Raw genomic sequence first — 12,954 nt, 5'->3', positions numbered from 1 at the left:
CCTGGTAAGCTGTCAAGGCATGGCACTTGACACCCTCCAGGCTCGCGGCCGGACGCTGGCCCTGTTCGAGCGCTACGGGGCGCTGCTGACCGAGCACCAACGTGAGATCCTCGACCTCTACCTGCGAAGCGATTGGTCGCTCGCCGAGATCTCCGCCCACCAGGGCACCTCGCGAGCGGCGGCCCACGACATCGTCCGGCGCTCCACCCAGGCGCTGCAGGAGTACGAACGCAGGCTGGGCCTCCTCGCCGAGTCCGCCCGGCGCCACCGGGCGCTGGAGGGCCTGGAACGCGAGCTCGGCGGCTTGAAGCGTCGCCTGGCCAGGCTGGAGGCGGCGCTCTGATGTTCGAAGCCCTTGGCGAGCGGCTGGCCGCCGCCCTCAAGAAGATCTCGGGCCGCGGGGTGCTGCGCCCTGAGGACGTCGATGCCGGGCTTCGTGAGGTGCGCCTCGCCCTGCTGGAGGCGGACGTGAACTTCAAGGTGGTCAAGGAGTTCGTGGAACGGGTGCGCGCGCGATTGCAGGGCGCCGATGTGGCGCCGGGGCTGACCGCGCCGCAGCAGGTGGTCAAGGCGGTCAACGTCGAGCTGGTCGAGCTGCTCGGCGGCAACTCCGAGGGGATCCGATACGCGTCGGCGCCCCCGACCGTGATCATGCTCGCGGGCCTCCAGGGCTCGGGCAAGACCACCACCGCGATCAAGCTGGCCCTGCTGGCACGGCGCGAGGGCCACAAGCCCCTGCTCGTGGCGCTGGACCTGCGGCGCCCGGCCGCGGTCGAGCAGCTGCGCACCCTGGCCGAGCAGGAGGACGTCCCCTTTCACTCGGGTGCCGGCGCCGTCGAACAGATCGCGACCGCCGCGATCCGGGAAGCGCAGCGGCTGGTCTGCGACGTGGTCATCCTGGACACCGCCGGCCGGCTTCACCTGGACCCCGACCTGATGGAGGAGCTCAAGCGGCTGAAGGCTGCCGTGCCCGTGACGGAAACCCTCTTGGTCGCCGATTCGATGACCGGCCAGGAAGCCGTGAGGGTGGGGGAGGCATTCGGCGGCGAGGTCGGCGTGGACGGGGTGATCCTGACCAAGCTCGACGGTGACGCGCGCGGCGGAGCGGCGCTGTCGCTGCGGGTCGCGACGGGCCAGCGCATCCGTTTCGCCGGCACCGGGGAGAAGCCGCACGACCTGGAGGTCTTTCACGCCGAACGGATGGCGTCACGGGTCCTGGGTATGGGCGACATGCTCACGCTGATCGAGCGAGCGGAGCGCACCCTCGACAAGGAGAAGGCGGTCGAGGTCGAGCGCCACCTGCGGTCCGGGCGCCTGAGCTTCGACGACTTCCTGACCCAGATCCGGCAGCTCCGCGGCATGGGCTCGCTGGAGGGCGTCCTCGATATGATCCCGGGTGGTGGGGCGCTGCGCAAGCAGGTCGCCGGCGCCGGGGGCACGCAGGGAACGCCACCGGACATGGAGCGCGAGGTCCGCCGGATGGAGGCGATCATCCTGTCGATGACCGCCAGGGAGCGCGCCCACCCGGAGCTCATCGACGGGGCGCGAAAACGCAGAATCGCGCGGGGAAGCGGCGTTCAGCCCGCCGACGTCAATCGGGTGCTGAAGGCGCGGGAGACGATGCAGCAGGTCGCGAAACAGTTCGGCGCCGTGAACCGCAGAGGCAAGGCCGGGGGCGTGCCCCGGCTGTTTGGACAAGGAGGCATAGGTTGGTAAAGATCAGGTTGAGGCGGATGGGGGCGAAAAAGCACCCGTTCTACCGCCTCGTGGTGGCGGACGCGCGCTCGCCGCGCGACGGCCGCTTCATCGAGCATCTCGGGTACTACGATCCGATGACCGACCCGGTGGTGGTCAAGATCGACGCCGACAAAGTCGTGCGCTGGCTCCAGCAGGGCGCTCAGCCGAGCGAAGCCGCGCGCAGCCTGTTGAAGCGGGAGGGAATTCTTGAGCGACGCTCAGAGAAGTCGACCGGCTCGGCGTGACTTTCGACGCGGTGGCCCCGGGCGCGGTTTCCGGAGTGAACGTCCTCTCGGACCGGCTGGTCCCGGCGTCGACTACCGCGCCCTGGTCGAATACGTGGCGAAGTCTTTGGCGGAGAAACCGGAAGAGGTCGAAGTCGAGGCGTTCGAGCGCGGTGGCGGCACGGTGGCGATCAAGGTCAAGCTCGCCGACGCCGACGTCGGTCGCTTCATCGGCAAGGCCGGGCGCAACATCGAGGCCATCCGCACGCTGGTGCGAGTCGCTTCGCTGCGTGACCGCAAGCGGGTCTTCGTCGACCTCGCCAACCCGTCTCTCGCCCATCCTGCGCCGCGGACGCGCACATCCGGCGGAGGGATGCCGGAGTCATGATCCGGGTCGGGCAGGTCGCCGGTCCGTACGGTCTCGACGGCGCTGTCAAGGTAATTCCCTTGACAGATTTCGAGGATCGCTTCGACGTGGGCGCCGGCGTGGTGATTGAAGGCTCTGAGCGCCACGTCGAGTGGAGCCGGCCCGGACATCCGGGTCTGGTGGTCAAGCTGCGCGGCGTCGACAACCGGACGATGGCCGAGCTGTTCCGCGGCCGCTACCTCGAGATTCCCGACCAGGCGGCGCGGCCCCTGGCCGAGGGCCGTTTCTACCACCACCAGGTCGTCGGGCTGACCGTGCTGACGAGCTCGGGCCGGCGGCTGGGCACGGTGGCCGAGGTGCTCGAGCGCCCGGCCAATGACGTGTGGGTCAGCCGCGATGGAGCCGTCGAGCATCTGATTCCGGCCACCAGGGACGCGGTCGTCGAGGTGGACGTTGCCGCCGGTCACGTGGTCGTTGCGGATTGGCTGGTGGACTTCGAGGACGCATGAGATTCGACGTCGTCACGATCTTCCCCGGGATGTTCGCGCCTGTGTTCCAGCAGGGCGTGGTCGGGCGCGCGATCGAGAAGGGGCTCGTCCAGCTGCACGCTCACGACCTGCGCGACTACACCCACGACCGCCACCGCCAGGTCGACGACATGCCGTTTGGCGGCGGGCCCGGCATGGTCATCAAGCCCGAGCCGGCAATCGAGGCGGTCGAGTCGATGCGCCCGCAGAACGCTGGCCCGGTGGTGCTCATGGAGCCCTGGGGTGAGACCCTCGACCAGCGGATCGCAAGCGAGCTGGCCGCCGAGCCCGGCCTGATCATCGTCTGCGGGCGCTACGAGGGCATCGACGACCGCGTCCGCACCGCGCTGTCGGCGCGCGAGATCTCGATCGGCGACTACGTGCTCAGCGGGGGGGAGATCCCGGCCATGGTCCTGATCGACGTGGTCGCGCGACTGATACCGGGTGTCGTCGGCGATCCCGAATCGCTCACGCAGGACAGTTTTTCCAGCGAGCCGTCGGGGTGGCCGCAGTTCACGCGACCGGCCGAGTATCGGGGCATGACGGTTCCCGACGTGCTCCTGTCCGGCGACCACGCGCGCATCCGCCAGTGGCGCCGTCAACAAGCAGCCCAAAGACATGTGTCACACACCAAGGAGTTGAAGAAGACATGAACGTGATCCAGCAGCTCGAGAAGGAGCAGCAGAAGGAGAAGGTCCCCGCCCTTCGTGCGGGCGACACGGTCAAGGTGCACGCCAAGGTCGTCGAAGGCACGCGCGAGCGCATCCAGGTGTTCGAGGGCACCGTGATCCGGGTGACCGGCGGCGGCCTGCGGCAGAACTTCACCGTCAGGCGCGTGACTCACGGAGTGGGCGTCGAGCGGACGTTCTTGATCCACTCGCCCCGCATCGACAAGGTCGACGTGCTGCGCCACGGAGACGTGCGGCAGGGCCGCCTGTACTACCTGCGTGGCAAGGTGGGCAAGGAAGCGCGCATCCGCGAGCGCAGGCGCCTGGTTCGCGAAACGCCCGCCGCCGAGGCCAAGCCCGAACCGGCGAGCACGGAGTCTGACGAATAGGCGGTTAAGACCCTGGCGCCGGCGGTCATGGCTCGCTAATGTCGAAACCGTGACGGGTCGATGAGCCGGCCGATGCTGTGGCGTTACGAGCGCATGGCCAGCGCCATGGGCTACCGGGTCGTGGCCGGGGTGGACGAGGTGGGCATGGGCCCCCTCGCCGGCCCGGTGGTCGGCGGCGCCGTCGTCCTCCCGATCGGCGTCAGGATCTCCGGCCTGGACGACTCGAAGCTGCTCACGCCGGCACAACGTGAGCGCCTGGATGGGCTGATCCGCCGGCGTGCGCAAGCCGTCTCGGTGTGCGCGGTCGACCACGCGCAGGTGGACCGCCTGGGACTCCTCCGCGCCCGGCATCTGGCCACGGCCGGCGCCGTCGCCGGGCTGGGCTTGGCGGCCGAATATCTTCTGGTCGACGCTTGGGATGTGCCCGAGGCGCCCCTGCCGCAGATGGCGGTCGTCAGGGGTGACCGCACCTGTGCCTCGATCATGGCGGCGAGCATCGTGGCGAAGGTCGCCCGCGACCACGCGATGATCGAGTACGACCGCCTGTATCCCGGCTATGGGTTCGCGGACCACAAGGGCTACGCCACCGCGGCGCACCGCGCCGCCATCCGCCGCCTCGGTCCGAGCCCGATCCATCGGACGTCATGGGCGCCGTTTCGCGAGCCGGTCCTGCTCGGGTAGAGCTCGGTCGCGCCGGCGAGAAGGCGGCGGCCGACCTGCTTCGCCGGCGCGGCTATGAGGTCGTCGGCGCGGGCTTCACGGCCAGGCGGGGCGAGCTCGACCTGGTCTGCCGGCGCGGCCGGGAGCTGGTGGTGGTGGAGGTGAAGACGCGCACCGACGGCGCGTTTGGGGCGCCGATGGAAGCGGTCGGGGCGCGGAAGCGGAGAGCGCTCATGGCGGCGGCGGCCGAATACCGTGCGCTGGCGGACTGGCGAGGGCCGATCCGGTACGCGGTGGTCGGCCTGACGGTCAAGCCGGGCCCAGGCGCCGGGCGCGCGTCTCCAACCGGGGTCCCCGCGAATCGGGTGAAGGGCGCGCTTGAATTCGAGGCGGAGCTCATCGAGGATCCTTTCAGCTGACCCTCAGGTGGACGCGATGGCCTCGTCGTAGCCACGCAGGCGCACGTTCGCGATCCACAGCAGCAGGCCGACGATCGCAGCCCCACCCGCCGCCAGCACAACCCCGGCGGCCCACATCAGGCCGCCGAGAACCGGAGATGACGGCATCGGTCCGAGGTGGGCCGTGCCGCCGACCGCTTCGGCTCCGAACACGAACAGCGCAAAGGCGCCGATGCTCAGCATGCCAAACCCAAGCCCGCCGCCAAGCCCCGCCAGCGTGCCGACCAGGCCGACCGCGCGGCGCTCGTCGGTGGCCTCGAAGCGCGGGTCGATCCCCCCGGCCGAAACTCCGATGGCCACAAAGCCGGCGCCGAGCCAGATCACCAGGGCCCCCAGCTGCAGGATCTCGGCGGCGCCCCTGCCGCTGACGAGGGCGACGACGGTAATGAAGGCAACGGTGAGCGCGAGCACCGGAGGCAGGGTGAGGATCACCTTGGCCCGGATCACCTGCCACATGGTCAGTGGCGCCATCCGCAGCAGCTGGAAGCCCCGCCGCTCGCCGGGGATCGACGGTGTCGCCAGCGTCGTCGACAGGAACATCGACATGAATCCGGCCAGGAACACGTCGGTCCAGAAGCCGCCGAGGTTTCGGGAAGGCTGGCTGAGAGCGAGGCCGTAGCCGATCGGGAAGAGCACGGCGGGCAGGAGCCGGCTCAGGCGGCGGATATCGCGTCTGAACGCGAGCCAGTCCTTGCGCGCGATCGCCCGTGCCGGCGAGCCAGCGCCTCCGCCGGCGGTGCTGCCCGAGCGCCGGGCCGTCCGCCAGAGCGCCTGTCCGCCCCCAAAGGCTCCAAGGCCGGCGAGCAGCGTGCGCTCGTAAAGGAGCGCGGCCGCCCCGACGATCAGCCCGCCGAGAGCCAGGGTGAGCAGGGTCCACGCGGCAGCCGCCGGCCAGTTGCCCGCGACGCCGGCGCTCAGCGCGTGACCCGGCCAGGCCGAAGGCAGCCCGTCGACGCGGTGGGCGACCGAAGTGAGGCTGGCCAGGTCGGGCCGCCGGCGGCTCGAGAAGGACTGCCGCAGGCTCAGGTTCCAGGCCAGGTAGAAGCCGGCGCCGGCGAGGCCGGCAACCGCGGCGGCGACGTCGCGCGCCAGGCGGGCGGGCACCCAGCGCAGGACGACCGACATGAGGCTCGCCTGAAATGCGGTGACGACCAGGACCTGGATGAAGATCAGTAGCACCGCCAGGACGAAATACGCGGGAGGCGCACCTGAACCGGCGCCGATCCCGAGCACGCCGGCGAGGAGGATGGCGCTGATCAGCAGGTTGGCGCTCATGGCCACGATCAGCCGGGCGGCAAAGATCTCTCCGGCACGAATCGGCGCCACCACCAGCTGCAGCAGATCGCGTCCGACAAAGAAGGCGGCGATGACAGTCGGAAATCCGACGACGAACATCAGCACCGACAGCGCGGTGAAGCCGCCGGCGAGCAGAGGGTCTCGCGCCGCGGCCAGGAACATGCCGGCGGTGGCGCCGAGGGTGAAGGCGCCGCCGCCGATGAAGACGGCCGCCACGAGGCCGAACGCCGCGAGCAGCGCCAGGCGGACGGGGCTGCGCTTCAACAGGCGGTGGCGGAGGGCGAGGAGCTCCGCCCCCAGGATGATCCGCGTCGCCGCGAACGGGTTCAGGATCCGGGTGCGAGCAGGCGCTCGATCATCTCCTTCGACTCCGGTCCGGCGGTGAGCTTCAAGAACAGGTCCTCGAGGCTCGCCTGTTCGGCGCCCGCCTGGGCGCGCAGCTCCTCCATCGTCCCGGTGGCGACGATGCGTCCTCGATCGATGATGGCGACGCGGCTGCAGAGCGCTTGAGCCACCTCGAGGATGTGCGTTGAAAGCAGCACCGTCGTGCCGCGAGTCGCGAGCTCTTCGAGCAGGTCCTTGACCAGCCGCGCCGAGCGCGGGTCGAGCCCGTTGGTCGGCTCGTCGAGCAGCAGGACGGATGGCTCCCGGATCAGGAGCGACGCGAGCCCGATCTTCTGCCGCATGCCGTGGCTGTAGGCGCCGATCAGCTCGCCGTCGCGGCCGGCGAGCTCGAAGAGTCCGAGCAGGCGCTCCATCCGCTGCCGGCGCTCCACGCCTCGCGGCATCCTGTAGAGGTCGGCGACGTAGTTCAGGAACTCAGGTCCCGTGAGGTGCGGGTGAACGAATGGCTCTTCGTCCAGGTAACCCAGCCTGGCCTTCGCCGGCAGGGGCTGCGCGAAGATGTCGATGCCCTCGATGAGCGCGGTTCCCGAAGTCGGAGTGAGCAGCCCGCACAGCATGCGCAGGGTGGTGGTCTTGCCGGCGCCGTTGGCGCCGAGAAAGCCGACGATCTCGCCGCGCCGGACCTGGAAGCTGACGCCGTCAACGGCTTTGAGAACGCCGTAGCGTTTGAAGAGGTCGCGGGCTTCGACCGCGACGGGCGCCTTCGGCGCGGGCGACGGCATCCTCAGCAGGGTACCAACGCCCGGTCAGCGGAAGTGGCGTTCCAGCTCCGAGGCGTAGCTCCTGCCCAGGGTGTCCGAGCTCGTCAGCAGCCAGTTGTCGAGCGGCCGCGTGCCGCGCGCCTTTTCCTTGGATACCAGAAGGCCGTCCATCAACCCCTCGAGCTCCTGGCGCGTCAGGACGACGTCGTGCACGAAGCGGCCCATGATGTCGCCGGCCAGGAGCGTCAGCGCCGGCGGTGCGTAGACGAAGCGCGGCCGGCGCCGGACGGCGATGGCGACGCGCTCGACGAGCTCGGTGTAGGTGAGGAGGTCCGGACCGGCGGCGTCGACCGTCACGTTGTCGGTCTGGTCCGCCGCCCACGTGGCGATCTCCGCCACGTCTTCAGCCGCCACCGGCTGGAGCTGGTGATCGCCCAGGCCCGGGACGATGAAGATGGGCACCCGTCTCAGGAGCCAGGCGATGTTGTTGATCAGGATGTCGCCGGGGCCGAAGACGAGCGTCGGGCGCACGATCGCCCACTTGAGCCCGGATTCCCGCACCACGGACTCGGCTCGCGCCTTGCCGGCGAAGTAGTCGAGGCGCGAGTCCGGCGATGGGTTGCTGACCGAGATGTGGACCACCTTTCGGACCCCCGCCTCGGCCGCGGCTCCCATCAGGACGCGGGTGTTGGCCACCGCATCGCCGAAGCCCATGCGCCCATGGCGGAAGCGCACCCAGTAGGTGTTGTACAGGACGTCCGCTCCGCGAAGGCTGTCGACCAGCCCGGCCCGGTCGTCGAACCGGAGCGGCGCGACGTCGACCGGGAGCTCCTCTGCTCCGGGCCGGTGCGGATGGTTGGTCAGAGTGCGCACTCGGCGTTCCCGGCTGAGCAGGCGGCGCGCGATGAACCGGCCGGTGAAGCTGAAGGCGCCGGTGACGACGTCGAACCCGGCTGCCATCAGAAGGGAAACCGGGTCAGGTCATAGGCGAGGGAGCCGGGCCTGACATGACCGGAGATCACGACACGCGGGCGGTGCCGGACGGCTTCCGCGGGATGCACCTCCGGCCGCAGGCCGTTGAAGATCGGAAATCGCAGCGTCCCGTCCGGCGACCATTCCGAGTAGCGCACGCTGACGACGAGCTCCGGCCGCACCCAATGCACCGGCCTCGTCATGATCGGCGGCGGCTCGAGCGGTGAATCCTCGGTCCTGAGGTCGGCCATGGACAGCCGTATCGCGTGCATCGTGGACTCGTCGTAGCCGCCCCCGACGGTGCCGCAGGGCAGGAGCCGGCCGTCCTCGTGGTAACCCACCACCAACGCGTCGAACGGCCTGTCGCCCATCCAGCCGATGACGACGAAGTCATCGGACTTGACGGCCTTGACTTTGAGCCAGAACGGGCTGCGCTGGCCCGGCACGTAGGGGCTCTGCTTGTGCTTGGCGACGACTCCTTCGAGGCCGCGCTCGAGGCACGCTTCGAAGAGCTCGACGCCGTCCTCGTCGATGTGGCCGGGGACGAAGATGTGGCCTCCGGCCTCGACCGCTTTGCTCAAGCGCGCTCGACGGCGGATCACGGGTTGCCGGAGCAGGGGTTTGCCCTCCAGATACAGGGCGTCAAAGGCCAGGTAGGCCGTGGGGATCCGGTCGCGCAGCGCGGCGCCGCCCGCGAGGCGTTGGCGAAGGCGCGGATAATCCGGCCGGCCGTCGCTGTCGGTCGCCACGAGCTCACCGTCGATGACGCTGCCGGGCGGGATGCGTGCCGCCGCCGCCGTGACCTCGGGCAGATCCGCCGTGAGGTCGTTCAGGCCGCGGTCCTGCAGGTGGACCTGGCCCTGTGGATCTCGAAAGATCAAACAGCGCAGCCCATCCCACTTCACCTCGAACACGTATTCCGGTGAGCTGAAGGGCGCCTCGGCCGACGCCGCCTGCATCGGCCGCACCGCCGAGGGGAAGCTTTCGAGCTCGATCTGGAGCTGGCCCGCGTCCTCCATCCGGCTCAGATTAGGCCCTCACCGTTTGGGCCCGCCCGCGCCAGCCGTCGCGGGCGAGCTTTCGAGGCCCCGCACCGTGCCGCTCAGGAAGCTTTTCGGCGCGCCTTCTTGGTTTCGGTGGCGGCCTTCTCGCGCGTGGCGCGAGATTTCTTGGCGGCTTCGACCGAGGCCCGCAGCGCTTCCATCAGGTCCATGACCTTCGCTGCCTGGGGCGCGGCCGGCGCCTCGATCACCTCACCGTCGATCTTGGCCTGGACGACGCGCATCACGGCTTCGCGATACTCGTCCTTGTAGCGGCTCGGGTCGAAGGTGTCGGCCAGGCTCTCGATCAGCGCCTTGGCCATCTCGAGCTCTTTCGGGTTGATCTTGACGTCGCCGTCCAGCCCCTTCAAGCCCTCGGTCGAGCGGATCTCATCCGGCCAGTTGAGGGTGTTCATCACCAGGCCGGGCCCGGCCGGATGGAGCGCGCACAGGTGCTCGCGATCGCGCAGCGCGATCTTCGCGATCGCCATGCGCCCGGTCGCCTCCAGCGCCTTGCGCAACAGCTGATATGGCTTCTTGCCCAGATCTTCCGGCTCGATGTAGTACGCGCTCTTGAAGTACAGGCCGGGCTCGATGTCATCCGCGGGTACGAACTCTTCGATGTCGATGGAGTGGGCTGTGGTCAGCGGCAGGTTGTCCAGGTCCTTCTCATCGATGATGACGTAGCGATCCTTGCCGACCTCGTAGCCCTTGAGGATGTCGCCGTAGCTGACCTCGTGCTCACCATCGGCGCACCAGCGCTTGTAGGAGATGGGCGAGTGGTGCTCCGGACAGAGCTGCCGGAAGGACACCTTGGCGGTCGATTCGGTGGCGTTGTAGAGGCGGACTGGGATCGAGACCATTCCGAACGAGACGACGCCCTTCCACATGGATCGCGGCATGGCGACGCAGTTTACCTCCTAGACCCTGGGTTGGCTACTTTGCGTAGGTTCAGGCTGCAATGTCTCGGCTTTGCATCGCCAGCATCGACATTGCAAACCCCACGACGATTATCACCAGCATGGTCGCCAAGCCGGTGCCGTCGATTCCGGCCGCGAGCGGATTGCCGTAGAGCTTGAAAGCGGAGAGGTCTTCGACCCAGGCCGGCCACTCGAAGAGCGGGCCCACCTGGGTGACGAGGTAGCTGCCGAAGGCGAAGGCTCCCAGCAGGCCGACGGTGGCGTGCGGGTTCCAGGCGGCCAGCAGCGAGCCGGCGGCGGCGAAAACGAGCGCGAAGGGGACGAGCAGGAATGAGGCGCCCGCGAGGCGCGCGCCATTGACGTCGATCGCCTGGGCATGCGAGGCATAGCCGACGCTGAGCCCGCTGATCGCGGCCATGAACGAGGCCCCGACCGCAAACACCAAGGCCCTCTCGAGCACGATCGCAGCTCGCGATCGTGGCTGGCTGAGGATCAGCTCGAGCCGGCCGTCGGCGTCCTCGGCCGACCATCGCGCCACCTGGGTGATGGCAAAGGCCGCGAACAGCAGCTGGGCGAAGCCGAGCCAGATGAAGCCCAGGAAGGAGAGATACACGTCCCCGTGCACGAAGGCCGCGAAATAGGGCGCCAGCTCGGGGATCGAAAGCAGCGGTTCGACGATCGATTTGGTCAGCGCGACGAAGACCGCCCCGAGCGCAGCCAAGCCCAGCGCCCAGGCCGCCAGGCCGGCCCGCCCGTCGAACAGGCCGCGAACCACGGCGATCCGCCACCACCGCCCACTCGATGGGTCGTAGCTCGGGGCGTGCGACCAGGCGGGCAGGCGGAGCAGCGGCGACCCGAGGTCGCGCAACGCGAAGGCTACAGCGGCGGCGATTCCAGCCACGAGCGCGATCGCGAGCAGCGTCAGCGTCGCCCGGACGTCGAACGTGCCGCCTGGAGCGAGCGGATAGCTCAGCTCGTAGTAGCGGAACGGCGACAGCCAGCGGACTGATGACAAGGACGCGAACGTGCGGCTCAGGCTGTTGTCGAGGAAAAGAGCCAGCAGCACGACGCCGGCCGCCGGGGTCGACATCCGCGCTCCCGTGAGCTGCGCGATCAGCATGGTCAACGCGTAGCAGCTGACGGCGAGGGCGGCAAGGACGATCGCGGCTTCCACCACGGACCGCAAGCTCACCGACTCGCCGCCGTGGATGGCGGCGAGGATCAGGGCCAAGCCGGCCGCGAGGGCGGCGGCGAAGCTGCCGGCGCTGAAGGCGGCGATGCGCGACGCGACCATCGCGACGCGAGCCGAGCCGGTCGCCAGCACGGCCTCGACCAGGCCGCGTTCCTCGTCTCCTCGCGCGGCGCCGCCGGCCGAGGCCAGCGCCCAAACGGCAAACAGGATCGCGAGCCCTCCGAAGGCGCGGAACTGGACGAACCCTCCGACCGTGTCCGGCCGGATCGGCGGCGGGAGGATGACCGTCAACTGAGAGGCCAGCACCGACATGGACCGCCCGAACGCGGCTCTGTCCGCGCCGGTGCGGCCCGCGAGCTGATAGAAGGCCAACGCCTGGATGAAGCTCGAGACCAAAGCCAGCGCCGCGAAACCGGCGATGCCCCAGCGACCGAGCCGGAAGGCGAAACCCACCCCGGTCATGGGGTGGCGGCTCGGGGGCCGGCGGTATCGCTGTAGTAGCTGAGGAAGATCTCCTCGAGGCTGGGCTCGGTGCTGACCAGGTCGGTCACCGCGGCATGGTCGATGGCTTGGAGCAGGGGCTGGAAGCTGCCTCGAACCGTGCAGGTGACCCGGTGATCCATGACGTGGGCGTCCTCGACTCCGGCGGCCGAGCGGATCTGGGCTGCGGGCACATCGGTGCCCGCGGCGAACTCCAGCTCGACCCGGTGGAGGCGAATGTGCCGCAGCTCCTCCAGCTGCGCGACCTTGACGAGCCGGCCGGAGCGGATGATCCCGACCCTGTCGCACACGTGCTCGACCTCGGAAAGAATGTGCGAGGAGAGAAAAACGGTGGCTCCGCCATCGCGAGCTTCGCGCAGGAGAGCGTAGAACTCCTGCTGGTTCAGCGGGTCGAGACCGCTGGTCGGCTCGTCGAGGATGAGCAGGTCGGGCGTGTGCATGAAGGCCAGCAGGATGCCCACCTTCTGCTTATTGCCGCTCGAGTACTCTCGGAATCGACGGCTGAGGTCGAGGTCGAATCGCTCGGCCAGGCTGCGCACAACCTTCGGATCGGCGCCACCTCGCATGCCGCCGAGGTAGGCGACCACCTCCCGGCCTCGCAGGCTCCCGAACTGCGGCACGTCGCCCGGCAGGTAGCCGACCTTGCGTTTGACGGCGACGCTATCGCGGCGGCAGTCGAGTCCGAAGATGCGGGCGAAGCCGCCGGTGGGTTGAATCATGCCCATGAGGCAGCGGATGGTCGTGGTCTTGCCGGAACCATTGGGGCCGAGGTAGCCGAAGACCTCCTGCGGCGACACGGTCAGGTCGAGGTCGAACAGGCCCCGGCCGAGCCCATAGTCCTTGGACAATTTGGAGGTTCGTATCGCCGCGATCCCCACTTCGGGCATATTAGGCGCC

The 12,954-nt window shown here is 69.2% G+C and carries 16 protein-coding genes; 9 read left to right on the top strand and 7 right to left on the bottom strand.

Annotation, left to right across the window (positions count from 1 at the left end):
* The first annotated feature begins 19 nt into the window (after positions 1–19).
* From EPN29_03750 to EPN29_03710, 9 genes are read left to right on the top strand one after another with little or no spacing between them, the layout of a single operon-like run.
* The gene (locus tag EPN29_03750; protein ID TAN34487.1) at positions 20–343 is read left to right on the top strand and encodes a hypothetical protein; all 324 of its coding nucleotides are present in this window, start codon (positions 20–22) and stop codon (positions 341–343) included.
* Entirely contained in the window at positions 343–1,716 is a 1,374-nt protein-coding gene (locus tag EPN29_03745) for a signal recognition particle protein (protein ID TAN34486.1), read from the top strand. Before EPN29_03750 ends, EPN29_03745 begins: the two co-directional genes overlap by 1 nt.
* Positions 1,710–1,982 (top strand): 30S ribosomal protein S16, encoded by a 273-nt coding sequence (locus tag EPN29_03740; protein TAN34485.1) that lies wholly within the window; start codon positions 1,710–1,712, stop codon positions 1,980–1,982. The genes EPN29_03745 and EPN29_03740 overlap by 7 nt, the downstream gene beginning before the upstream one ends.
* Entirely contained in the window at positions 1,945–2,349 is a 405-nt protein-coding gene (locus tag EPN29_03735; protein ID TAN34484.1) for a KH domain-containing protein, read from the top strand. Before EPN29_03740 ends, EPN29_03735 begins: the two co-directional genes overlap by 38 nt.
* Entirely contained in the window at positions 2,346–2,837 is a 492-nt protein-coding gene (gene rimM, locus EPN29_03730) for a 16S rRNA processing protein RimM (GenBank protein TAN34483.1), read from the top strand. Before EPN29_03735 ends, rimM begins: the two co-directional genes overlap by 4 nt.
* Entirely contained in the window at positions 2,834–3,508 is a 675-nt protein-coding gene (gene trmD, locus EPN29_03725; protein ID TAN34482.1) for a tRNA (guanosine(37)-N1)-methyltransferase TrmD, read from the top strand. Before rimM ends, trmD begins: the two co-directional genes overlap by 4 nt.
* On the top strand, positions 3,505–3,912 hold the full coding sequence (locus tag EPN29_03720; protein ID TAN34481.1) for a 50S ribosomal protein L19: 408 nt from the start codon (positions 3,505–3,507) through the stop codon (positions 3,910–3,912). The genes trmD and EPN29_03720 overlap by 4 nt, the downstream gene beginning before the upstream one ends.
* Before the next feature lie 60 nt (positions 3,913–3,972).
* A complete protein-coding gene (locus EPN29_03715) occupies positions 3,973–4,593 on the top strand; it encodes a ribonuclease HII (protein TAN34480.1) in 621 nt (206 codons plus the stop codon).
* Positions 4,557–4,991 (top strand): hypothetical protein, encoded by a 435-nt coding sequence (locus EPN29_03710; GenBank protein TAN34479.1) that lies wholly within the window; start codon positions 4,557–4,559, stop codon positions 4,989–4,991. The genes EPN29_03715 and EPN29_03710 overlap by 37 nt, the downstream gene beginning before the upstream one ends.
* Positions 4,992–4,994: 3 nt before the next feature.
* Here EPN29_03710 and EPN29_03705 read toward each other — a convergent pair whose 3' ends face one another.
* The 7 genes from EPN29_03705 to EPN29_03675 all read right to left on the bottom strand — a co-directional run bounded on the left by EPN29_03705 (position 4,995) and on the right by EPN29_03675 (position 12,944).
* The gene (locus EPN29_03705; protein ID TAN34478.1) at positions 4,995–6,590 is read right to left on the bottom strand and encodes a hypothetical protein; all 1,596 of its coding nucleotides are present in this window, start codon (positions 6,588–6,590) and stop codon (positions 4,995–4,997) included.
* A gap of 62 nt (positions 6,591–6,652) precedes the next feature.
* On the bottom strand, positions 6,653–7,453 hold the full coding sequence (locus EPN29_03700; protein TAN34477.1) for an ABC transporter ATP-binding protein: 801 nt from the start codon (positions 7,451–7,453) through the stop codon (positions 6,653–6,655).
* A gap of 24 nt (positions 7,454–7,477) precedes the next feature.
* Entirely contained in the window at positions 7,478–8,392 is a 915-nt protein-coding gene (locus EPN29_03695) for an NAD-dependent epimerase/dehydratase family protein (protein TAN34476.1), read from the bottom strand.
* Positions 8,392–9,423 carry a hypothetical protein gene (locus tag EPN29_03690; protein ID TAN34475.1) on the bottom strand — a complete coding sequence of 344 codons (1,032 nt, stop codon included), beginning with the start codon at positions 9,421–9,423 and terminating at the stop codon, positions 8,392–8,394. The genes EPN29_03695 and EPN29_03690 overlap by 1 nt, the downstream gene beginning before the upstream one ends.
* An 83-nt stretch (positions 9,424–9,506) precedes the next feature.
* Entirely contained in the window at positions 9,507–10,346 is an 840-nt protein-coding gene (locus EPN29_03685; protein TAN34474.1) for a Ku protein, read from the bottom strand.
* A 49-nt stretch (positions 10,347–10,395) separates the two neighbouring features.
* Positions 10,396–12,018, bottom strand: a complete 1,623-nt coding sequence (locus tag EPN29_03680) for a hypothetical protein (GenBank protein TAN34473.1) — start codon at positions 12,016–12,018, stop codon at positions 10,396–10,398.
* Positions 12,015–12,944, bottom strand: a complete 930-nt coding sequence (locus tag EPN29_03675) for an ABC transporter ATP-binding protein (GenBank protein TAN34472.1) — start codon at positions 12,942–12,944, stop codon at positions 12,015–12,017. Before EPN29_03675 ends, EPN29_03680 begins: the two co-directional genes overlap by 4 nt.
* Between the last annotated feature and the right edge of the window lie 10 nt (positions 12,945–12,954).

The organism is bacterium (genome assembly GCA_004299235.1).
Classification (GTDB): Bacteria; Chloroflexota; Dormibacteria; order Dormibacterales; family Dormibacteraceae; genus SCQL01.
Note: the sequence above shows the minus strand (reverse complement) of the source record. Positions and strands in the feature narration are given on the sequence as shown.

Coding starts and splice junctions, on each gene's coding strand:
- EPN29_03690 (TAN34475.1), bottom strand. CDS start 9,423: ATGGAGGACGCGGGCCAGCTCCAGATCGAGCTCGAAAGCTTCCCCTCG.
- EPN29_03700 (TAN34477.1), bottom strand. CDS start 7,453: ATGCCGTCGCCCGCGCCGAAGGCGCCCGTCGCGGTCGAAGCCCGCGAC.
- EPN29_03745 (TAN34486.1), top strand. CDS start 343: ATGTTCGAAGCCCTTGGCGAGCGGCTGGCCGCCGCCCTCAAGAAGATC.
- trmD (TAN34482.1), top strand. CDS start 2,834: ATGAGATTCGACGTCGTCACGATCTTCCCCGGGATGTTCGCGCCTGTG.
- EPN29_03695 (TAN34476.1), bottom strand. CDS start 8,392: ATGGCAGCCGGGTTCGACGTCGTCACCGGCGCCTTCAGCTTCACCGGC.
- EPN29_03750 (TAN34487.1), top strand. CDS start 20: ATGGCACTTGACACCCTCCAGGCTCGCGGCCGGACGCTGGCCCTGTTC.
- EPN29_03680 (TAN34473.1), bottom strand. CDS start 12,018: ATGACCGGGGTGGGTTTCGCCTTCCGGCTCGGTCGCTGGGGCATCGCC.
- rimM (TAN34483.1), top strand. CDS start 2,346: ATGATCCGGGTCGGGCAGGTCGCCGGTCCGTACGGTCTCGACGGCGCT.
- EPN29_03685 (TAN34474.1), bottom strand. CDS start 10,346: ATGCCGCGATCCATGTGGAAGGGCGTCGTCTCGTTCGGAATGGTCTCG.
- EPN29_03715 (TAN34480.1), top strand. CDS start 3,973: ATGAGCCGGCCGATGCTGTGGCGTTACGAGCGCATGGCCAGCGCCATG.
- EPN29_03720 (TAN34481.1), top strand. CDS start 3,505: ATGAACGTGATCCAGCAGCTCGAGAAGGAGCAGCAGAAGGAGAAGGTC.
- EPN29_03710 (TAN34479.1), top strand. CDS start 4,557: ATGGGCGCCGTTTCGCGAGCCGGTCCTGCTCGGGTAGAGCTCGGTCGC.
- EPN29_03675 (TAN34472.1), bottom strand. CDS start 12,944: ATGCCCGAAGTGGGGATCGCGGCGATACGAACCTCCAAATTGTCCAAG.